This is a genomic window from Leptospira barantonii (genome assembly GCF_002811925.1).
In the GTDB taxonomy this organism is placed as follows: Bacteria; Spirochaetota; Leptospiria; order Leptospirales; family Leptospiraceae; genus Leptospira; species Leptospira barantonii.
On sequence record NZ_NPDS01000006.1, the window covers coordinates 289,106 to 310,274 of the forward strand.

Below are 21,169 nucleotides of genomic sequence, written 5' to 3' on the forward strand. Positions count from 1 at the left end.
CAATATCCCGAGTCGAACTGAAATGACACGCAGTTTTTTCGGGGAAACTCGGTTGATTTTTTCCGAAAAACCCCTTACCACAAGGCATGATTTTTTCATCTTTACGTTCGGTTTTCATCCTTGGGTTCTTGTTTGTCTTTTTTCTCCATTCTCCCCTGTTTGCTAAAACGAAAAATGCCCCCGAGAAAAAGAAACCGATTCGAAAGGAAGCGGAAGTCGTTCCTTGGTACGGACAAGTCGCGGAAGGATTTCAAGAACCCACCGACATTCAATTCTTTCCCGGAAACGATCAACGAATGATCGTCTTGGAAAAACGGGGAAAACTTTTCGAAGTCGATTTAACGACCAAGATCAAAACGTTGCGCGCGGATTTTACCGGGCAGGTGGAAACCAGATCGGAGGAAGGTCTTTTGGGTCTTGCGTTTTCACCGGACTTCGCCTCGGATTCTAAGTTTTTTGTAAACGTAATCGTAAAAGAAGGCGGAAAGGATCATTCTAAGATTCTCGAGTTTGAATGGAAGAATGACGTGGTTCAAAAAATCGAACACGCAAAACGAACTCTTCTCAAACAGGAACAACCGTATTCCAATCACAACGGAGGCCAGCTCGCTTTCGGTCCCGATAAAAAACTGTATATCGGTTTGGGAGACGGGGGCGGAGCCAATGATCCCTATAAAAACGGACAAAACCCCACAACGTATCTCGGTAAACTTCTCCGAATTCTTCCCAACCCTCAATCCTTCGGAGCGCCTTATAAGATTCCCGAAGACAATCCATTCGTAGGTCGTCCCGGCTTTTTACCCGAGATCTGGGCTTACGGACTTAGAAATCCCTGGAGATTTTCTTTTGATAAGCTTACTGGCGAACTCTACTTAGCCGACGTCGGCCAAAATGAATTCGAAGAACTCGATCTCATCCGAAAGGGAGGCAACTACGGCTGGAATATCAAGGAAGGATTTCATTGTTTTAAGAAGAATTCGTCCTGCGACGAGCGGACTTGGATCGATCCGATTCACGAATATCCCCGAAACGAGGGGCAATCGATTACGGGCGGTTACGTCTATCGCGGAAAGGATCTACCTAAACTGGTAGGTTCTTATATCTACGGGGATTTTGTGGTCGGTAAAATCTGGGTTTTAAAACAAAAGGACGGTAAAAAGATCTCGAACGAGCTTCTATTTCAGATACCGTATCAAATCAGCACTTTTGGCCAGGATAGCGCCGGAGAGGTCTTTTTTGCCGATTTTGGCTCAGGAAATATCTTTCGTATTATAAAAAAAAATTGAAAGATTTGGAAAAAGCGATTCTATTGTCTGTTGAGAAACATAGATAGAGGCTGCCTACCACCGCAGTCCTGTTATCAATCCACTCTTAAGGAAAATGGGTATGAAGAAGCTCTTAATCGTTTCCTCAATCGCTATGACCGCCGGAATTCTGGTGTTCAGCGCTTGTAAGAAACCTACGGAAAATTCCCAGGCAGCCGCTACCGGTAAAGAAAACAGTCCTTCGGCTGTTGTTGTGTTCAGCGTTGGAGAAGCAAAAATACTTCACTCTGATCTAACCGAAGAAAAAGCGACATTAGGCGCGAGTCTGAAAACTGGCGACAAGGTCAGCACAAAAGACAAATCCAAAGTTGACATTCAGTTTGCTGACGGATCTGCGATTCGTATCTCCGAGAATTCGGTGATCGACTTCGACGGACTCTCCGTGAACTCCAAAGGAAACTCCGATACAAGACTGGCTCTTGTTTCCGGAAAAGTTTTCGCGAAAGTCAACAAGGCTTCCAAAGACGACCAGTTCTCCGTGGTTACTCCGACCGCGATCGCTGGTGTGCGTGGAACATCCTTCATCGTAGACAGATCTAAATCCGACAAAGCAGTCGTAAAAGTTTTGGACGGTGCAGTTGCGGTTGCTCCTCGTGTTGCGGCTCTTGAAGGCTTAAGCGACGAAGAGATCGCAAAAAACGAAGATCTGAAAAAGATTCAACAATCCGTTGCATCTTCCGAGATCGTTCTTGAAAAGAACCAAGCTTCCGTGTTGAAAGCGGATGAAAAATCTTTGGACGGAAAAGACGCTTCTAAGATCAGCGAAAAGAACATCGCTGGTGTAGTTAAGAAGTTGGACAACTCCGGAATTTCCAAGAAAGAAGAAGAAGAGATCAGAACAATCGTAACCGTAGACAAAGAAACTACGGATAAGATGGTTCGTATCAACGAAGAATCTTCCGGCAAAGTTGACGAACAAAAAGCCGCTTCTCTCGAAGCTGAGAGAAAGAAACTTGAGGGTGAAGTAGCCGCTCGTCAAGAAGAAGAAGCTAAGAAATTTAAACAAATCCTGATCTCCGCTCCGAAAGAGCTGAAATCCAGCAAGGATATCGTAAACTACTACGAAAGAATCGAAAAGATCATCATGACTGACGGATCTTCTTTGATCGGTGCGATCGTGGATCAACAAGGATCTACAATGATCGTTCATACCGAACAAGGTATTAAGAAGATCAATCAAGCGGATGTTCAAGAAGTGATTTACGACTTCCAAACGAAAGCTAAATTCTGATAACAGTGACTGAACCTGAAATCAGGTGGAAAAAACCCGAGCGTAAAACCTCGGGTTTTTCTTTGTACGAATCTTACGATTGAAGGCAGTCATTCTACATTATGGATCTTTTGAATCAACGCTAAACGTTCCTCAAATCTTTGTAGAAGTCGCGGAGGAGTTGTTTCTTTGCGAAAATTAAGAATCGAATTTCTGATTCCAGAGCATGTGAATCGAATCCAAAATCTCCTCCATATCGATGAGCATAACTCGCTCTTTCCAATGAAGAATCATCTTATTCTTACCGAACCCGTTGATCGGGGCCCAGTCCGCTTTTAAATCGGGGATGAGGTTGATCGTTTTTTCAAGAAGGTCTTTGACTTCGGATCGGCTGACCGGACCGTCTTTGCCTGAAAGAAATTGAATGATGGAATGGTAGAGAAGTTTTTTGATTTCTTCGGGAGGTGGACCTGCGGATGAATCTTCTATCCGTTCCATGAGACTTGTTCATCCGCGTGATAGGAACTTCTTACCAGAGGTCCGGAGAATACTCCCTTGAATCCGATCGATTTTCCGAATATTCTCAACTCCTTAAATACTTCCGGAAGAACGTATTCCTTTACGGGAAGATGAGTCGGAGTCGGTTGCAAATACTGTCCGAGGGTCAAAAGAGAAACTCCGACGTTTGCAAGATCCTGCATACATTCTTTCACTTCGTCCACGGTTTCTCCCATTCCCAAAATCAAACCGCTCTTGGTTAAAAATCCCCGTTCGGAAGCGATTTTCAAAACTTCCAAAGAACGTTCGTATTTTTTTTGTGGAGCGACTTCGGGGAAAAGTCTTTTTACCGTTTCAAGGTTATGATTGAAAATGTCCGGATTACAATCGAAAACGATCTCGAGTGATTCCGGTTTTACTTTCAGATCGGGAATCAAAAGTTCTATCTTACAATCGGGAAGTCCTTCTCGAATTGCAAGAACGGTTTCCGCAAAATGAGCCGCGCCCCCGTCTTCAAGATCGTCCCGGTTTACCGCGGTGATCACAACGTGTCTGAGCCCGAGTGAGATCGCCGACTCAGCGATTCGTTTCGGTTCTTCCCGATCCAAAGGAAACGGTTTACCGGAAGCCACGTCGCAATACGAACAACGTCTCGTACAAATATCTCCACCCAACATATACGTCGCGGTTTTTCTGGACCAGCAGTGGTTGAGATTCGGACAAGAAGCGCTTTCACAAACCGTGTTGAGTTTTTTTGCCTGTAAAGAATCACGAACCATCGCAACGGTGTCGTTTTGGCGATCGGGAAAGGTAAGTTTGACTTTGAGCCAATCCGGTTTTTCAGGAGCTTCTTTGAGAGAATGAGTACGGGGCTTTTTTTTAAGAGGATTCATACGATCGAGGCTTTTTTAGTCGGTTCGAAGCCCGACATTCTACTTCAATCCTCGGGACTTCACAGAACCCGGTCAACGAAAGTTTTAGGTAGAAGATTTTTTGAATCTTTGCGGAATGGAAGAATCCATGCAGTCCAAGGATGATTTGAACTCTCGGGAAGGAATTCGACTGAATCGATTTCTCGCAGATTGTGGTTTAGGTTCCAGAAGAAAAGCGGAAGAGCTGATCCTCGGCGGCCAGATCGTAATCAATGGAAAAAAGATCACGGATCTGGGAACTCGAGTGAACCCGGAAACGGACGTGGTCTCTTACCGAGGTGATATCCTTCGCCCGACGGATGAACCCAAAAGAATTCTTCTTTTAAACAAACCGGTCGGTTATCTCTGTTCTCACGGAGATCGTTTTCACGAAAAAACCGTATTTTCCCTTTTACCTTCGGAGTACAAAAACTACAAAATCGCGGGCAGACTCGATCTCAATTCGAGAGGACTTTTGATTTTGACAAACGACGGAGAATTGGCGCAGAAAATTTCCCATCCTTCGAACGGTTCCGAAAAAGAATATCTTGTTACCTTAAAATACGATCCGGGCGAAAAGGGAATTCAAACGGCGTTTCAAAAAGGGATTGTGGATGCAGGGGAAATTCTGCGTGCAAAGATGGTTAAACTCGTTCCCGGGAAGAACTGTATATATCGAGTGATTCTCGGGGAAGGAAAAAAAAGACAAATCAGAAGGATGTTTCACGCATCCGGGGCCAGCGTGGTCGATCTGCAAAGAATCCGCGTCGGTTCGATACAACTAGAAAAACTGAATTTGGAAGAAGGTAAGTTTCTTCTAAAGGATGTCGGGGTTTGGGAATGAATTTTATCAGCATTGAGTTCTTATTATTTTTTTTGGCGTTTTATCTGATCTACTGGAACGTTCCGGAGAAAAGTAGAAAGTATCTATTGATCGCGGGTTCTGCGATCTTCTATTCCGTATTCAGTTTTAATTTTCTGTTTCATCTCATCCTTGTCGTATTAGCAAACTGGCTTTTGTTCCGTTATTTCTACGATAAGTCCTGGTATGTAAAATCCGCCGTGGTTTTGAATCTTCTCAACCTGGGGTTATTCAAATATTTTTATTTGCTCATGGAGTTTATCGGATTCGTTTTTTCCGTTCCTCTTTTTCAGGAGAAGGTTGCGCTCGACGCAAAGGTATCTTCCCTTTTCGGTTTAACGGGATTCGAGGTCGTACTTCCGGCAACGATCAGTTATTATACGTTTCAATTGATTTCCTTTGCGGTGGATTCCAAAAGGGAAGGATTTAATAAGAATGTAGGTTTAACCGGATTTTTCTCGTTTATCTTCTTCTTTCCCGTGATGATCGCCGGACCGATTCTTCGTTTTGATCAAGTAAGGGATCAATTCGAAAATCCTACGATGAATCCTTCCAAGTTGATCGACGGCCTCTGGCTTTTTCTAAGAGGACTTGTCAAGAAGGGATTGTTGTCCGCGGCAATTCTGCCCTTAATCGCGCCTGCATTCTTGTCTCCCAAGGATTATTCGGGAATTGCGTTGCTTCTTACCTGTTTCTTTTTTGCGGCCAATCTATACTTCGATTTCTCGGGTCTTACCGACATGGCGAGAGGAATCGGAAAGTTGATGGGATTCGATTTACCCGAAAACTTCAAGGCACCTTTTTTCTTTCAGAGTTTCGGGGATTTATGGAGAAGGTGGCACTTAACGTTCTCGTATTGGATTCGGGATTACATTTACATACCGTTAGGCGGGTCCAGAAAGGGAGAATTGAGAACCTCGATCAACTTCATCGTCACCTTTATGTTAGGCGGTCTTTGGCACGGAGCCAACCTGAACTTTCTGATTTGGGGACTTCTCACCGGGGTTTATCTTTCCTTGGAAAGGGTTTTCGAGGTTCAGAATTGGAAAATTCTTCCCGAGATTCCGTATGTAAAGGCGACTCTGCGTTATCTGTTCGTTCTTCTTGTGTATTCGATTTCTTGGACTTTCTTTTTCACACCCGATTTCAATTCGGCGATCTCTTCGATCGGAAGAATTTTGACGTTCCAAAGCGGACAATCCTTGAGCGGACTCGAAACCGGATTTTATATGTTGGTCTTCGTGTTTCTGTTTCACGTCGGTGAAGAATGGCCGGAGAAGTATAGCGTTCCCGAGGTTTGGAGAGCGAGACTATTGCCGATCTTGGGACTTCTGATTCTTTTTATCATGGTAGGAATGAACGCGGGCAACGCGGACTTTTTCTACTCAAGGTTTTAACGGTTATCATCATGAAGAAATTTTATATCTATTATCCAGTTCTTTTTCTCGTTTTAGTTTTCTGTTTGGATAAGATTTTCACTCTGGAATACTTTCAAAAGAGTTTTATCCAAGCCGGGAACACGGTTTATTATACGCAAAGAAAATCTCTTTTTGAAAAGTTGAACAAGGACAAGGAATTGGAAAATAAATCCTTGGCTCTTGCGTTCGGAGATTCCAGGGCTTATCCGTATTCCGTAATCGGAATGGATAAAAAACTTCAAAAGGATTGGGTTCTCTATAATTTTTCGGGACCACAAGCGGTTCCCGCGTACGGTTTGTATTGGTTTGAAAGAATCATCGCCAAGGGAATCAAGCCGAAGATGGTTTTTTACGTAGTAAGCCCGGAAGGTTTCGACGATACAAAAGGAATTGCATATGATCCTTTTCTAAAATACGGAGCCGACGACGACTTTTTGGTGCGCTATTTGGATCAAATCTCCTTCGAGGATCGAAAGAAACTTCTTTTGGATCGTCTTTTTGCGGTTCGAAGAATCAACCCGGATCTAAAACTTTTTTCCAAAAGGCTTCAGGAAAAGAAACTCACGGAATACAATCCTGCGTTTAACACGGATTATATGGTTCTCAATTTGAATCACGGAGAACAATTCGCATATACCACGTTTTTGAACGATCCGGATCGATTGGAAAAGGACGCGGTTCGAATTCGCAATTTATATCTTTCCACGTTCACACTCGGAACCACTCAATTCTTTTTTGTGGAACAGTTCTTAAAACTGGCAAAGGAGAATGACGTAAAGGTTTATCTGATCTGGCCCAAGGTATACGAAACTTACCGAAAACGATATTACGAATTGGAAATGGAAAAAACTTGGTGGCCTAAGATCCGGGATCTTTCCGCAAAATATTCCGCGATTCCGGTCGATCTGAATACACAGACCTCTTGTGATCTTTTTTACGACGCTTCGCATCAATCCATCATGTGTTTTTTGGAGTCGATGAAGCTGATGATGGACGATTACTACGGGGTTAAAAAAATTCCGAATCCATGATTGAGTAAACAGCCTAGGAGTTCGGGCGCGTTTGTCCGAGACGAAGTCGAAATAAAAAAGCCCTCTGCGTTTCCGCGAGGGCTTTTTTATGATCGGTTTAACCGAAAGGTAAATTCGAACTTTCTAAATTACCATTTCAGCTTTTTAGAATCTTCGATGAACTTTTCAAGTCCGATGTCGGTTAACGGATGTTTGAAAAGTTGAAGGAACGCGGAATGAGGCATAGTAGCACAGTCCGCACCGCGAAGCGCGGATTCTTTTAAATGCATAGGTCCACGGATGGAAGCCGCGAGAATTCTCGTGTCGTATCCGTAGTTGTCGTAGATTTCTCGGATCTCGGAAATCAATTCCATTCCGTCCCAGCTCGTATCATCTACTCTACCGATAAAAGGAGAAATGAAAGTAGCTCCGGCTTTTGCGGCGAGAAGAGCTTGGGGAGCCGAGAAACAAAGTGTTACGTTGGTTGGAATGTTTCTTTTGGTAAGTTCCACTACGGTTTTGAGTCCTTCCGGAATCAAAGGAACCTTGATGACTACGTTTTCTGCAATCTCAACGAGCTCGAGAGCTTCTTTCATCATTCCATCGTATTGTGTGGAAAGAACTTCCGCGCTCACCGGTCCGGGAACGATGGAACAAATTTCTTTGATGACTTCTTTGAAACTTCTTCCGGATTTTGCGATGATCGAAGGATTTGTTGTAACGCCGTCTACAAGTCCGTAGGATGCGATTTCTTTAATTTCGTCTATGTTTGCGGTATCTAAATATAATTCCACCGACATGCTCCATAAAAATAGGATGCTTAGAGCATGTGGGGAAAGCTAGGGTAGGGTCAATTGAAATTCTTTGGTTTTATGGAATCAAATCGCGAAGAGTTTTGATTTCTTCCGCGCTGAAAAATTCCTTATATTCTTTTTCGATCTGAAACTTGATCGAAGAACTGAAATAATCCACTCGTCTGGTAAAAGGCATTTTTTTATAAGCCTCTTTCCACTGAACCACATAACCGCCTTTCGGAGGAGATTGTTTTTCGTCCGTTTTTTCCCAGAGAACCGCGCCGCCGATTTTGTTTTCGGCTAAGGCTTCTTTCTTGGGTTTTCCGTATTTTTGTTCCAGCTTTTGTTGAACGTCCTTACCGGGAAGATAACGAAACAAAACTCCAACGGAGAACAAAACACCCGGAGCAGAATGATTTTCGTCTTCCATTTCCGATTTGTTTTCCGCAGTCGGAGCGGGTCTTTGATTTTTCGGTCTGGAATCGATTACGATTTTAGGAGTGGAATAAAAACGATACGAATATAAGATTCCGTTTCTGCGAATCAGAAGTGTCTTTTCCTTATCTTCAAAAACGATTTCAACCTTTTCGTCGTTTTGAGGATTTGTGGAAAGGGATAAGAATTTTTCACGCATGTTCGCGTAACTTTCGCCCCAAGACGATTCGGCGAATCCTTCGAGTAGATTGATCGCTTGTTGTTGAGTGTTTGTCGGTTGTCTCCGGTTCGGACCTTCGTCCGGAAGTTGTGCGAAAACCGCCGCGGGTGCCAGGATCAAAGAAAGAAAAAATGCGAAAATTCTCATATTCTTCCTATCGGCAGTTTTAGGAGAAACTTATTCAGAATCTTCTTCGTGGGAACGGTTTTTCGAACCCGAGAATTGAATCCCGCCGATCCTGACTTTTCCGTTCCAACGTAGAATGAGAAGAACCGCTACGATCGAAACGTTCGGAAGCACGAACAAGAACGGAATTTCGTGAAAAAGTCCGTAAACCGCGAGGTTCGATGCGATCACCGAAATCGAAGATCCGCTGAGCACCGCCACTTCTTGTTCGAAAAAACGAACCAGAAAGTGATTCGGACTCGTGGTCGGAAGATCCTTGAGGATCAATTCCACAAGAACCCCGTATGTCGTTAAAAGAGTTACAGGCAGTAAAAACGAAAGAAAGAAATAATTTCCAAACGCATCGGCGTAGTGGGGAGCTCCGATGATTCCGCCGAGTAAGGTCCAAAGATAAGAGATAAAAGCCGCAATGGAGAATGCGATCGCTCCGTATTGAAGACTTCCTCCCGACTCCAGAAGTTTAATCAGTTCGTCGGGAAGGATTCGAATCCAATCGATCAGTTCCAATCTTTCGAAAGATTCTCTTCCGGAAAGAAAGAGAAGTTTAAAGTAATAACTCGCAAGAACGAGCGTGCTTGAAACGATTCCAAAGAAGATTAGATAGAGTAAAAATTCCATATCAGTGTCTGAAGTGCCTCATCCCCGTAAATACCATAATGAGTCCGTGTTCGTCGGCCGCCTGAATGACTTCCGCGTCCCGAACCGAACCGCCCGGTTGGATGATCGCCTTCGCTCCCGCTTTTGCAAGCGCGTCGATTCCGTCTCGAAACGGAAAGAATGCGTCGCTCGCAACATAAGAACCAACCACGGAAAGTCCTACGTTCAACGCCTTGTTGGCGCCTAACTGCACCGAGTCGACTCTGGACATTTGTCCCGCGCCGATTCCAAGCGTTGCGTTTTCTTCCGTATAAACGATCGCGTTGGACTTGATAAAACGAACACAAGACCAAGCGAACATCAAACCACGAATATCATCGGGTGTAGGTTGTTTTTTAGTGACTACTTTCAGATCTTTTTCTGTGATCGTCGTGTAGTCACGATCCTGTATGAGCAAACCGTGATGGATCGGTCTTAGATCCAATTCGTCGAGAGCCTCTTTGAAATCCTCGATTTCGATCAAACGGATGTTCGGTTTTTTGGAAAAAATTTCAAGAGCTTCGGAGGAAAACTTCTGCGCGATCACACCTTCTACGAAATTTTCCGTGATGAGGTTCGCCAATTCTCCGTTTACGATTCCTTTGATTCCGATCACGCCGCCGAACGCGGAGATAGGATCGGTTCTTCTTGCGAGTTGATACGCTTCCAACGGGTCGTCCGCGTATGCGATTCCGCAAGGATTGAGATGTTTGATGATGCAGACCGTGTTTTCGGGAAGTAGACTCGAGATATGAAAGGCCGCGTCGAAATCCAACATATTGTTAAACGACAATTCTTTTCCCTGCAAAGGGGAAAAGTCGCTCTTCACAAAAAGAGGTTCGTAGAAAGCGGCGGCTTGATGAGGATTTTCTCCGTATCTGAGTTTTTGTTTTTTTAGGAAAGAAAGATTGAGAACGTCCGGGAAAACATCTCCGGCTTGTTTGTTGAACCAGGAAGAAATCGCGGTGTCATACATCGCCGTATGAGAAAATGCCTTTCTCATATAACCCGCGGCGACTTCTTCCGAAACCCCGCCCGATGCGATGAGGGTTTGCACTTCCTTGTAATCGTTCGGATCGGTAAGAACTAACGTGTGTTTGTAATTCTTAGCCGCGCTTCGAATCATGGAAGGTCCGCCGATGTCGATATTCTCGATCGCTTCTTCCAATTGAACGCCCGGTTTCGAAACGGTTTTTAAAAACGGATATAAGTTCACCACGACCAAATCTATTTTAGGAATCTTTAATTCTTCCATCTTCTGTTTATGAGCGGGATTGGAAGTGACTCCGAGCAAACCTCCGTGCACTTTCGGATGCAGGGTTTTGACTCTTCCGTCCAGGATTTCCGGAAAACCGGTGTAGTCGTCGATCGCAATCGCCGCGATCCCGTTGTCTTTTAAAAGTTTTAAGGTTCCGCCGGTGGAAATGATTTCAACGCCGCTTTGATTTAGAAATTGGGCGAATTCCACTAAACCGGATTTATCGCTGACGGAGATAAGTGCTCTTTTGATTTGTATCATTGTTTATTGAATGCTGACCTTTCTATTTTGGATCTTAAGCCGATTCTCGCAAAAGTATTGAACCGCGAGCGGCAGGATTTTATGTTCCTCTTTGAGAATCTCTAAAGTCAAATCTCTTTCCGACATTCCTTCCTCGATTTTCACGGTTCCTTGAAGAATCACCGGACCGGAATCGACTCCTTCGTCCACAAAATGAGCCGTACAACCCGCGATTTTCACTCCGTATTCAAAGGCTTGTTTTTGCGCATTCAAACCCGGAAATGCTGGAAGGAGAGAAGGATGGATGTTGATGATTCGATTCGGGAACGCCTGGATCACGGGGGATTTTAGAATCTTCATATAACCCGCCGTCACGATCAGATCCGGTTCGAGTTCGGTAAGAAGATTGATGAGTTTTTTGTGGTATTCCGATTTGTCCGTAAAGGACGCGAAATTCAAAACGTGAGAAGGAACCTTAAACTCGAGCGCGACGTCCAAAGCCTTCGCCTCGGGGCTGTCGCAGATCAGGGCTTGTGCGATTCCTTTGATTTTTCCGCTCTTGATGTTCTGTAGAACCGCCTTGAGATTGGAGCCTCTCCCGGAGGCCAGGAACACGATCTTTTTTTTTGGTTTTGTAAACAGGCTTGCCAAGAAAATTCTATCCGAGTAAAATCAGAATCGTCCCCGGTTTGAAATTTTTAAGAAGGACAATTCGGGAACCTCAAGCGAATTCCTCCGAAAGACTCAGGCTTAGCTCGAAACCGCGCGCGGATTCTCCCTTATGAAGTAAAAATCCGTGCCAAACCCGTGGAAATACCGGTATTTAGACATTTCTACGAGAATTTTTTTGAGTTTTCGGTCTCTCGAATCTGCTGAAAGTTTTGAGAGAAACCGCAAGAATGTTCAAGCCCAGCATTAAGGAGGCAAGCGTTTTTGTCGAAGAGTATTTCAGGAGAGATACATGTCACTTGCCAGAAAATCCACAGCGACCGTTGAACAATATAAATCCAACGAAATCTCGACTGTCAGCCAGGGAAAACTCATCGTCATGCTCTATGACGGGGCGATTCGTTTTTTAAATATCGCTCTGGAGAATAATACTCCCCGGAAATACGATGTGGTTAACAATCATATCCTCAAAGCCGGTGAGATCGTAACGGAACTCATGCTTGCACTCAACCTGGAACAAGGTGGAGAAGTGGCGAACAACCTTTTAGGAATCTACGTTTACATCAAAAAACGTCTTCTTGAAGCGAACATGAAAAAGGATTCCGAAATCATTCAAGAAATCATCAAATACATGGAAGATCTCAAATCCGCTTGGGAAGAAATCGAGAAAAAAGAAAAGTCCAACGTCGTTTCTGCGCCGTTTCAAGGAAGCCGCGGAAGCGGTTTATCCATTCAGGGGTAATTCTTGTCGAACCAGTCTTCCAGCGATAAAAACCGTAACCTTGTCGTCCTTTACGGAGATAAGATTCTTCTGTTGAATCAACTGATCGAAAATCAGAAAAGACAGATCGAAGTTTTCGGATTCGGAGACGGAGAAGGTGCGGCCAAGATCGAGGATTCCAACGAAAAAATCATCGATCAACTTTGTTCCGTGGATCGTAAGATCGAAAAGATGGAAGAGGGAGTTCCTCAAACGCTCGAGTTCATCGAACTGGCGGAAATCCTTTTTCAAAAAATGGAAGAGTCCAGAAATCTCCATTCTCAAGTGGAAGAAAGAATGAAGGACATTCTTAAGGAATATCAAAAAGAATTGAACCAAGTCCAGGTTCAAATCCAACTCAAGCGTCATTTTAGACAAGACTATTGGAAAACGGGGACCTGTTAGAAAGAGCCCTGGAGTTTCTAGGTTTAGAACCGGGGTTCGACGAGTCTGAACTGAAAAACCGTTTTTACTTTCTTTCCAAAAAATATCATCCCGATACGGGAGAATTCTCAAGCGATTCCCTTTTCAAAGAATTGATCGAATACAGGGACGTTCTACATTCTTACCTAGAACAAAAGACATTCAAAAAACAGAATATATCTTCCGAAGCGAAAGGTTCGCATAAGAACGATTATACGATCTACAAACAGGCTCGAGAAATCTACGATTCATCGATCCACGAATATTACAAACTGACGGACGGAAATCCGATCTTTTTAAAGGGCGAGGAGAATCCGGCTCTTCGTAAACTCAGACATTCTTTGGAAATTTCTAAATCCGGTTTCGAGAATCTGATTTCTTCTTATCCGGAAAGTATCTGGCTCGCGGATGCGAAGGACACTCTCGCAAAGATAGAGGTTTGGTTTAAGGAACCTTAAGGGAATTGGAAGGCATCGAAAAAACGAAACCGGACGCGGCTCCGTTTCGAACGCTGATCACCAATACCTCGGAACGTAAGGTCAAATACTGACCCGAGGTCAAGGTCACATTCATCTTACAGATTCGGTTTGCGTTTTCTCCGGTTCCGACCGCCGCAAGTGGTCCGGTGCTCGGGCTCAATTCGATCGAATATTCGAGCGGTTGATTCGGAATCAAATTGAGAAGTCCGTTCATACAATCGATTCCGGTATTGAGATCCGCGGGAAATCGGGAATCATTTTCCGTATTGGCTACATACAATCGATATCCGCGAAAAAGTAATTCCGGGTTTCCGGCTCTGAGTCTGAGTTCGTAACCGGTCGCGATCGGAACGATGCTGATCAAAGTCGGCGGAGTCGAAATCAACCTTGTTGTGGAATAATGAGGACATCCGATTAAAAGCGAAAACACTGGAAGTAGAAATAAAAGATAAAAACGTTTCAAAAAGAAATATACTCCCGCCAGCCGAACTTCTCCGCCTGCTGATCCGATATTGAGAAGAGTGGAAAGCGTAGCTTGGGTGTCACCCGATTTTCTTCCGGCAAGTTCCACTTCAATTCGGCGAGAAGTTTGTTTCCCTTTCTCGTATTGCAGTGTTTGCAGGCCGCGACAAGATTTTCCCAGGAATTGAATTCCTTCGGTCTTTCTTTTTTGGGAACGTGTTCCCAACGACTTCTCGGAATTACGTGATCCAATGTGAGTTTTGATCCCGGAAATTTCTTTCCGCAATAGACGCAGTGGTAGTTGTCTCGTTGGAAAATATTCTCCCTCGAAACACGATCCCTTCTTGGCGGAACCCTATAGTAATCCCTAAGAAGAATGATCCTGGGTGCTGTGAATCTGAGTTTTTCGGAGCGGATTAAAAAGTTTTTATCATCCTTGATGAGTTGCGCTTTTTCAAGAATGATCAGGATAAGGGCGTCTTTGACCGACCGGATCCCGATGGGGACGTAACCGGCATTCAGCACAAGCACCGGCTGCGCAAGAATGTCCATAACTGGTCAAAAAATAACCGATGCTCGGAAGATGTAAAGGAATTCTTAGATCAGGAACGTTTCTTTCGAATCCAATACGCGATTCCGAAAAGTATAAGAACCGTTCCCAAAAGTCCGAGAACCGTTAGTTGACCATTGTGGACCCAACGCATTAAAGTATCGAAGTTATACGCTCCGAAGTAACCGAGATAAACCCAAACCGGTACGGAAACGATGGCGGCCATAAAATCCAAAGCTACAAAACGATAAAAAGAAATTCGATCCGAGGTTCCCGCGGTAAGATAGATCGGCATTCTGAGTCCCGGCATAAAACGAGCCATAAATGTGACCCAGTTTCCATAACGCGCAATTTTGTCCTGAACCTTGGCGAAACGTTCCGGCGTTACGATTCGCGAAATCATAGGAATCTGAAGAACGCGTACGCCGTAAATTCTTCCGATCAAAAAAACGATGCTGTCTCCGATCAAAACCCCGGCCATACCAACGAGAAACATAAAGTGAGGGTCCGCTTTTCCGAAACCCGCGATCACTCCGCCGGAAACCAAGGAGATGTCTTCGGGAACCGGAAGTCCGAAACCGCAAAGAATCAACACTAAAAAGACGGCAACGTATCCGTATTCGGAAAAGATATTAACGAGAATATTTAAAAATTCCATTCCTTAAATAGACGCCTTGGTTTTGGATTCCAAGGACAGTAAAATATGGCTTTGATAAAATAGCAGTAAACAAACGAAAAAAGTGAGGGGACTTTTTGGAAAAGTTTCGGAATTTTGTAAAACGTGTACTATTCCAGAAACGACTTGATCCAAAAAGAAAAAGAAGCGCTCGCTCCTTACGCGATTTCCAGCACGAATAACGGAGGAAGAATCTACGAAGAAGAAGAACATTCTTACAGACTTCCGTTTCAAAGAGATCGGGATCGGGTGCTTCATTCCAGCGCATTCAAACGTCTTCAGTATAAAACGCAGGTTTTTATTTTTTCCGTTGGGGAAAATTATAGAAATCGAATGACTCATACGCTCGAGGTCGCGGGTCTTTCGAGAACGATCGCGAGCGCGCTCGGACTCAATTCTCACCTATCCGAAACCATCGCTCTGGCGCACGATCTGGGTCATACTCCATTCGGTCACGCCGGTCAAGAAATTCTTTCCGGTTTGATGAAGGAACACGGCGGTTTCGAACACAACAAACAATCCCTAAGAATCGTAACCTCGATCGAAAAAAAATATCCGAACTTTCCGGGACTCAATCTTTGTAGAGAAACCCTCAAAGGTCTGATGAAACACGGAACGGATTATGATCCTTCTTTGATGCTTTTGGAAAGAAAAGAAAGCGGACCTTCTTTGGAAGGAATGATCGCGGATCTTTCGGACGAGATCGCTTATACGAGCCACGATATCGAGGACGGATGGGAGATGGGTTATCTTCATTTAGGGGATTTATCCGAAAATCGTTTTTGGAAAGAAGTTTATGAAGAATGTAAAACCCAGTACAAGGACGCGGGTGAAAAGATATTGATTCGTACCGCGATTCGGACCTTGACGAATTCCATGGTTTCCGATTTGATCCGAAACATCTCCATAGAACTTGAAAGAAACAAAGTCGATTCCACCCAGGACTTAACCGATCTTTGGAAACGAAATATCCGAATCGCTTCTTTTTCGGACGAGGTCAATTCCAAGTTTAGGGAATTGAAATCCTTTTTGTACGAGAAGTTATACCGTCACGAGGATTTGGTTCGTATGAGCGATTACGGAAAGAAGGTGATCGAATCCTTATTCGATTATTTTTTAAAACATCCCGAAAAAATTCCGGACACGTATAAGGAGAGAATCGAAGAGGAATCTTTGCATCGAGTGATCAGCGACTACGTCGCGGGGATGACGGATCGATACGCGGAAAAGATCTATCAATCTCTTCCGTAATATTCAAAAAATAGAATATTCCATTTTTTGAATATATTCTCGAATCGTTTTTATTTTTTAGCCGGTGCGGGTTCGGGTGCGATCTTTGTATCCACTTTTGTGGCCGCCGGTTTTGTTTCCGTTTTTTCCGATTCCGGTTTGGAACAATAGTTTAATACGATCATGATCGGAAACGGTCCTTCGGTGCAGAAGTTTAAGATTCCGAATTGCAGATTGCCGTCGTCGCCGATATTGATCGCACCGATGCTCAAACCCTTTCCGGAATTGATCGCACCGACGTTGACTCCGTAGCCGTAATTGAAACCGCCGATGTTTACACCTAAACTTTCGTTGTTGATCAATCCGATCGTAAGCCCGCTGTTTCCTTTGTTGTAAATTCCACCCGTAACGTAATAACCTCCGTTCACCCCTCGGTTGTAAAATCCGAGCTGGGTTCCGGCTCCGCCTTCTTCTACGTTATTGGCGAAACCGACTTGGATCGAAAATCCTCCCGATTTCGCGGAATTATAAAGGAGTCCCACTTGCGCGCCGTATGTCTTTCCATCGGAGAGATTGGCTCCTCCAAATTGAAGTCCGATCAATCTTTCGTTGATCTTGTTTACAGTACCGATGTTGACCCCGTATAACTTTTTCACTTCTCCGTGAAGAAGGTTTACATGAATGACCTCGGTTTCCGTTTTCACGGGAACTCGAACAAAGGAATGTTCGCTCGCAAATCCGGTCACTCCGCAGGCAAAAAGCGAAAGGGATAACCCGAGAATCAACGAACGTTTGAAAGAAGTTTGGAATATTCTAAAATAGTTATGTTTCATGGTCATTTACAATAGTTGAATCCGATCATTACAGGAAAGGTTCCTTTTCCGCAAAAGTTGAGAAGTCCGAATTGCATCGTGGGTTCGTCGGTTTCGTTTTCTCCGGAAGCGTTTATGATTCCGATATGAACCCCGGTGCCTCCATTTAAGACTCCGATGTTGACTCCGGAGCCTCGAATGTTCAGAGCGCCGAAGTTGAAGCCTCCCGCGTCTTCGTTTAAGATCCCGACATTGACTCCTTTGGAATCGAAGTTCACGGCTCCGATCATCAAACCTTTGGTAAAGAAGTTTCCTGCCCCGATCGTAACGTCGAAACCTTCTCTTTGTTCGCCGATATTGACGATCCCGGCTTGTAATCCCTTCGAATCACCCTTCACATAATTTACGATTCCCGCTTGGATTCCGGCGCCTTTGTTTTTCGCCGCGTTTACGATTGCGATCTGAGCCCCGAATGTTTTTTGATCCGAGAAGTTTACGATTCCGACCTGACCGCCGATCATACTTTCTTCCACGATGTTCACGATTCCGACGTTGAAGCCCGCGAGGTTTTTGAGTTCTCCATACAGAAGATTGAATCGTAAAACTTCGGTTTCCGTTTTGGGAGGAATCCTGGTCGTGATGCGAGGGGTTACCGCAAAACCGCAGTTAGACGCAAGGATCCACGCGGAAAGAAAGAATGCAAGGTTGAGGAGCTTGGTTTTATTTTTCATGGTATAAGTCGAAATGTGAGAGGTAATTGGACCGTAAGAAAATCGGTTGTCAATATTATTTCGAAGGGAAAGCGGATCTCTTTTTTGGAAAAATACGCTTTGTCGCGGATTGGATCGGAAAGAATTTATTTAGCGTTCGGATCGGATATTTTTTGGCTCGTGTCGGAGTTTTTGTTCGGACTCGAAGAGCAGTAGTTCACGAGGATCATCACGGGAAGTAGGCCTTCTTTGCAGAAGTTTAGAATTCCGATTTGAAAATTTTCCTTTTCGCCGAGGTTGACGGCCCCCATAGAAACACCGGAATCTTCTCCGTTCCAATTGACGAACCCGACATTCCATCCGTAACCGTAATTAAAGAGTCCGACGTTGTATCGACCGCTCGCAAGATTGACGAGACCGACTGAAAAACCAGCATCCCCTTTGATTCGTCTTTCGATACTCTCCGGAGTATCTCTCGGTTGTCGCCTTCCCGAATCCAAAAAGAAGTTTAAATTGAAAAGACCGATTTTCAAAAGACTCCAAGTGGCCGTTGCGTTATTGACCGCACCGATTTGAATTCCGGTCGCTCTTTCCGCTCCGTTTACGACCCCGATCTGGATTCCGATTAAATGGTTTTGAACGACATTCGCGATTCCAAGATTTAAGCCGTAGATATCGTCGGAATCTCCGTAGAGTAGATTGAGTCTGAGAATTTCGGTTTTTGTCGAAGGCGGAAGTTTTACGGTTGCCTTAGGAGTGAGTGCGACTCCGCAACGAACGATCGCTAAATATAATAAAATTATAAAACTATAAAGTATGAATTTTTGAATCAATTTCATTCTTTTTCTCAAAACGTTTAGCGGATTTTTATAGGGGAATCTCGCGTCGACGGTCCGACGATCGCGCGAATTTGCAAACGTCCGTTTGGGCGTCGTTCGGTCTCTCTCGTCTCGCGTCTGTTCTATAAATCGTCTGTGAGCGCTCGCAAAACTTTTTGAATGTGAATGCAAAGTTCTTCCACTTCCTCTTCGGTCGTAAACCAACCGGTAGAAATTCGGATCGCTCGTAAGGCTTCTTCTTCGGTGTAACCCATGGATAAGAGAGAAGGCGCCGGTTCTCTAGATCTGGATTTGCAGGAAGAACCCGTGGAAACAACAAAACCGGATTCTTCCATTCCCATCATAAAGAAGTCCACGTCTTCCGTGGGGAGAATACAAAACGAAGTGCTCGAGATTCTGTTCGATTCCTTTCCAACCAATGTACAACCGCATTCTTCCAGAACGGTTTCGATCCGCGTTTGGTATTTTTTTAACAGCTCCGAAAGCCGATTTTGCTCCGGAATTCTTCGTTTTAGAACTTCAGAAAGTGCTAATATAGAGGGAGAATTTTCGGTTCCGGCCCTGTGATTGTTCTCCTGATTCCCACCGTGAAAGATCGCGAATTCCTTTTCGGAAACCAAGTCGGAACGAACCCAGGTTCCCGAAGCGCCCATACCCGCACCGATCTTGTGACCGGAAAATGTGAATCCGTCCAAACGTTCGAATGGGATTTCCAACTTTCCGAAGGATTGCATCAGATCCGAAAAAATCGGTACGGAATATTTTACGGAAATTGCATGTATTTTTTCAAGAGGTTGAATCACCCCGGATTCGTTGGCGACGTGCAGAACAAAAATCGGCGCCGGATTCTCCCGTAACAATTCTTCCAAGTGATTTAAGTCGATTTGTCCGTTTGGATTAGAACGGATTTTTCGAAATTCGAATCCGGCAAACTCAAGCGCGGAATACATGGAAGAATGTTCTAAGGAAGAAACAATCGCGGAACCTCCGAACTTTCCTCGGATCGCCTGAGCGAGCAAGTGATTCGCCTCGGTTCCCGTTGAGGAAAAAACGAATTCCTTTGCGGGTTTACCCGTATAAGATTCTAAGGTTTTGCGGGCTTCCTCGATCTTACCCTGTCTTCCCAAAGAAAAACGGGTCGCGCCGGAAGGATTGTAAAAATCGGAAAGATAGTCTTTTTGGATTTCTACGAGCACATCGCCGAAGGGTGGATGTGTCGCGTTATAATCAAAATAACGAATCTTCTTCGACATAAAGTTCGTCCGCTTCCTCGTATCTTCCTTTTTTTCTAAGAACGTAACGAAGAAGTTTTTTGCGGTCTTCCACGAGATCGCTTCTTCCGCTTCCGGTCACACGATATGCCTTGTCGATCGTATAGAGTTCGGTTTCGAGTTGTTGCAATTCGAGTAGGGCGTTGTCGAGTTGTCCTCTTCGGATTTCGGAACGTACGGTCATCAGTCTAGATTCGAAAACGGAACCTTTGTCCAAAAGATCCGATTTGCCCGCTTCTCGGAAATAAAAGATAGCCTTGTTCAAAAACAAAGGATCTCGTTTTCCGAGTTGATAGTTGAGTAAACCGCGCTTCATGAGCAATTCATCATATTCTACCGTTCCGGGATCGGAAAAGAACAATAGTTTTTCCAGGATTCCATCCGCTTCCAATGGTGAAATCGAATTGAGTCCGGTTCTATAAATTCCGAAGGCGAGAAGGTTCAGGGCCTTTTTAAAATCGTTTGCGTTTACTTTTATATTCCTTTCCGGATCGATCGTAAACGAATTGGATTTAATCTGAGACCAAACCCGCATTTGATTTTGTTTTTCGGTCAGTACGTTTTGGGGTTCGTCGTCCGCACCGCAGGAAAAAAACGATTTCGGTTTTTTAACCTTCTCCATCACAACTCGAACCGCTTCTTCCGTGTTTCGGATGTAATCCGCGTATGCGAGTAGAACTTCTTCGGGACGGCAAACGGCGAGGGCGGTCTTCTCTATTTTTTTGGGAACGCTGAAATCGGGACCGGAAAAATTTAGGGCTCGTTTGTAATAGTCCAAGGCTTCGAGAACGTTCGGAGAAACGATTCTCCAATATTCTCCCGGATTAAAACTTCCGGTGAGCGGACTTCTGGATTTTGTTTTGGAAGAAAGTTTTTTCTCACCGGATTCTTCGCTCATACCGGACTCTTTGAATCTCCAGACCGACATCGAATCGGTCCAAGAAGGTCTGTATAAAACCGAATCTCTTTCACTGAGAGAATAATAGTAAAGACAAGCTTCTCTCATTACGTTCAAATCGGGGATTCTATCACCTTGATCCTGATACGTAACCTCGGTTTGCAAAATAGAATCTCCCTTTTCGATAAATTCTCCCGCGGTCTTTGCGTTGTAACCGGGAGGTTGAATCATCAAGGCGAGTTTACTCAATAATTTATATCGGTTGGGAAGAATCCACGCGGCGGCGATTACCCAAGCGGCGAGTAATAAGAATACGTACTTTCGATTTTCTCGAATGTAAGTCAGCAATGTTTCAGACTCTCCGGCATTGGAAAATTGATTCGACTC

24 protein-coding genes are annotated in these 21,169 nt (G+C 44.4%); 9 read left to right on the top strand and 15 right to left on the bottom strand.

Annotated features, from left to right (window positions below; genetic code table 11):
* Window positions 1-86 precede the first annotated feature (86 nt).
* A complete protein-coding gene (locus CH367_RS14785) occupies window positions 87-1,286 on the top strand; it encodes a PQQ-dependent sugar dehydrogenase (RefSeq protein ID WP_100763269.1) in 1,200 nt (399 codons plus the stop codon).
* 100 nt (window positions 1,287-1,386) lie between these two features.
* Window positions 1,387-2,556 (top strand): lipoprotein LipL45, encoded by a 1,170-nt coding sequence (locus CH367_RS14790; protein WP_100763270.1) that lies wholly within the window; start codon window positions 1,387-1,389, stop codon window positions 2,554-2,556.
* A 177-nt stretch (window positions 2,557-2,733) separates the two neighbouring features.
* Here the strand turns inward: CH367_RS14790 and CH367_RS14795 are convergent, their stop codons facing one another.
* Entirely contained in the window at window positions 2,734-3,033 is a 300-nt protein-coding gene (locus CH367_RS14795; protein WP_100763271.1) for a hypothetical protein, read from the bottom strand.
* The gene (gene lipA, locus CH367_RS14800) at window positions 3,021-3,926 is read right to left on the bottom strand and encodes a lipoyl synthase (protein WP_100763272.1); all 906 of its coding nucleotides are present in this window, start codon (window positions 3,924-3,926) and stop codon (window positions 3,021-3,023) included. The genes CH367_RS14795 and lipA overlap by 13 nt, the downstream gene beginning before the upstream one ends.
* Window positions 3,927-4,026: 100 nt before the next feature.
* On the opposite strand from lipA, the gene CH367_RS14805 reads away from it, so the two are divergent.
* From CH367_RS14805 to CH367_RS14815, 3 genes are read left to right on the top strand one after another with little or no spacing between them, the layout of a single operon-like run.
* On the top strand, window positions 4,027-4,788 hold the full coding sequence (locus tag CH367_RS14805; RefSeq protein WP_425268849.1) for a pseudouridine synthase: 762 nt from the start codon (window positions 4,027-4,029) through the stop codon (window positions 4,786-4,788).
* On the top strand, window positions 4,785-6,203 hold the full coding sequence (locus tag CH367_RS14810; protein WP_100763274.1) for an MBOAT family O-acyltransferase: 1,419 nt from the start codon (window positions 4,785-4,787) through the stop codon (window positions 6,201-6,203). The genes CH367_RS14805 and CH367_RS14810 overlap by 4 nt, the downstream gene beginning before the upstream one ends.
* A gap of 11 nt (window positions 6,204-6,214) precedes the next feature.
* On the top strand, window positions 6,215-7,255 hold the full coding sequence (locus tag CH367_RS14815; RefSeq protein WP_100763275.1) for a DUF1574 domain-containing protein: 1,041 nt from the start codon (window positions 6,215-6,217) through the stop codon (window positions 7,253-7,255).
* A 128-nt stretch (window positions 7,256-7,383) separates the two neighbouring features.
* On the opposite strand, the gene fsa is transcribed toward CH367_RS14815, so the two are convergent.
* From fsa to purN, 5 genes are all read right to left on the bottom strand, one after another.
* Window positions 7,384-8,028, bottom strand: coding sequence for a fructose-6-phosphate aldolase (gene fsa / locus CH367_RS14820; protein WP_100763328.1), 645 nt, complete (start codon window positions 8,026-8,028; stop codon window positions 7,384-7,386).
* 76 nt (window positions 8,029-8,104) lie between these two features.
* The gene (locus CH367_RS14825; protein WP_100763276.1) at window positions 8,105-8,830 is read right to left on the bottom strand and encodes a hypothetical protein; all 726 of its coding nucleotides are present in this window, start codon (window positions 8,828-8,830) and stop codon (window positions 8,105-8,107) included.
* A 30-nt stretch (window positions 8,831-8,860) separates the two neighbouring features.
* Window positions 8,861-9,487, bottom strand: coding sequence for a hypothetical protein (locus CH367_RS14830; RefSeq protein WP_100763277.1), 627 nt, complete (start codon window positions 9,485-9,487; stop codon window positions 8,861-8,863).
* A gap of 1 nt (window position 9,488) precedes the next feature.
* Entirely contained in the window at window positions 9,489-11,024 is a 1,536-nt protein-coding gene (gene purH, locus CH367_RS14835) for a bifunctional phosphoribosylaminoimidazolecarboxamide formyltransferase/IMP cyclohydrolase (RefSeq protein ID WP_100763278.1), read from the bottom strand.
* A 3-nt stretch (window positions 11,025-11,027) separates the two neighbouring features.
* On the bottom strand, window positions 11,028-11,654 hold the full coding sequence (gene purN, locus CH367_RS14840) for a phosphoribosylglycinamide formyltransferase (protein WP_100763279.1): 627 nt from the start codon (window positions 11,652-11,654) through the stop codon (window positions 11,028-11,030).
* Window positions 11,655-11,964: 310 nt separating this feature from the next.
* Between purN and fliS the strand changes: the two genes are divergently transcribed.
* The 3 genes from fliS to CH367_RS14855 are packed head-to-tail and all read left to right on the top strand — an operon-like array spanning window position 11,965 to window position 13,313.
* The gene (gene fliS, locus CH367_RS14845; protein ID WP_069607446.1) at window positions 11,965-12,414 is read left to right on the top strand and encodes a flagellar export chaperone FliS; all 450 of its coding nucleotides are present in this window, start codon (window positions 11,965-11,967) and stop codon (window positions 12,412-12,414) included.
* Window positions 12,415-12,417: 3 nt separating this feature from the next.
* The gene (locus CH367_RS14850; protein WP_100763280.1) at window positions 12,418-12,837 is read left to right on the top strand and encodes a hypothetical protein; all 420 of its coding nucleotides are present in this window, start codon (window positions 12,418-12,420) and stop codon (window positions 12,835-12,837) included.
* Window positions 12,831-13,313, top strand: coding sequence for a J domain-containing protein (locus CH367_RS14855; RefSeq protein ID WP_100763329.1), 483 nt, complete (start codon window positions 12,831-12,833; stop codon window positions 13,311-13,313). Before CH367_RS14850 ends, CH367_RS14855 begins: the two co-directional genes overlap by 7 nt.
* Here CH367_RS14855 and CH367_RS14860 read toward each other — a convergent pair.
* Genes CH367_RS14860 through CH367_RS14870 form a run of 3 tightly spaced genes read right to left on the bottom strand, consistent with a single transcriptional unit; the run spans window position 13,300 to window position 15,004 of the window.
* Window positions 13,300-13,797 (bottom strand): LIC11661 family lipoprotein, encoded by a 498-nt coding sequence (locus CH367_RS14860; RefSeq protein ID WP_100763281.1) that lies wholly within the window; start codon window positions 13,795-13,797, stop codon window positions 13,300-13,302. The two genes, CH367_RS14855 and CH367_RS14860, sit on opposite strands and share 14 nt — an antisense overlap.
* On the bottom strand, window positions 13,794-14,348 hold the full coding sequence (locus CH367_RS14865) for an HNH endonuclease (RefSeq protein WP_100763282.1): 555 nt from the start codon (window positions 14,346-14,348) through the stop codon (window positions 13,794-13,796). Before CH367_RS14865 ends, CH367_RS14860 begins: the two co-directional genes overlap by 4 nt.
* A 50-nt stretch (window positions 14,349-14,398) precedes the next feature.
* Window positions 14,399-15,004 (bottom strand): DedA family protein, encoded by a 606-nt coding sequence (locus CH367_RS14870; RefSeq protein ID WP_100763283.1) that lies wholly within the window; start codon window positions 15,002-15,004, stop codon window positions 14,399-14,401.
* A gap of 123 nt (window positions 15,005-15,127) precedes the next feature.
* Between CH367_RS14870 and CH367_RS14875 the strand changes: the two genes are divergently transcribed.
* On the top strand, window positions 15,128-16,273 hold the full coding sequence (locus tag CH367_RS14875) for a deoxyguanosinetriphosphate triphosphohydrolase (protein ID WP_165783303.1): 1,146 nt from the start codon (window positions 15,128-15,130) through the stop codon (window positions 16,271-16,273).
* 50 nt (window positions 16,274-16,323) lie between these two features.
* Here the strand turns inward: CH367_RS14875 and CH367_RS14880 are convergent, their stop codons facing one another.
* The 5 genes from CH367_RS14880 to CH367_RS14900 all read right to left on the bottom strand — a co-directional run bounded on the left by CH367_RS14880 (window position 16,324) and on the right by CH367_RS14900 (window position 21,130).
* Window positions 16,324-17,085, bottom strand: coding sequence for an LA_2272/LA_2273 family lipoprotein (locus CH367_RS14880; RefSeq protein WP_100763331.1), 762 nt, complete (start codon window positions 17,083-17,085; stop codon window positions 16,324-16,326).
* Window positions 17,086-17,087: 2 nt separating this feature from the next.
* Window positions 17,088-17,795 (bottom strand): LA_2272/LA_2273 family lipoprotein, encoded by a 708-nt coding sequence (locus tag CH367_RS14885; protein WP_100763284.1) that lies wholly within the window; start codon window positions 17,793-17,795, stop codon window positions 17,088-17,090.
* A 125-nt stretch (window positions 17,796-17,920) separates the two neighbouring features.
* Entirely contained in the window at window positions 17,921-18,613 is a 693-nt protein-coding gene (locus CH367_RS14890) for an LA_2272/LA_2273 family lipoprotein (protein WP_208862004.1), read from the bottom strand.
* A 122-nt stretch (window positions 18,614-18,735) separates the two neighbouring features.
* Entirely contained in the window at window positions 18,736-19,866 is a 1,131-nt protein-coding gene (locus tag CH367_RS14895) for a cysteine desulfurase family protein (protein WP_100763285.1), read from the bottom strand.
* The gene (locus CH367_RS14900; protein WP_100763286.1) at window positions 19,841-21,130 is read right to left on the bottom strand and encodes a hypothetical protein; all 1,290 of its coding nucleotides are present in this window, start codon (window positions 21,128-21,130) and stop codon (window positions 19,841-19,843) included. The genes CH367_RS14895 and CH367_RS14900 overlap by 26 nt, the downstream gene beginning before the upstream one ends.
* Window positions 21,131-21,169 lie beyond the last annotated feature (39 nt).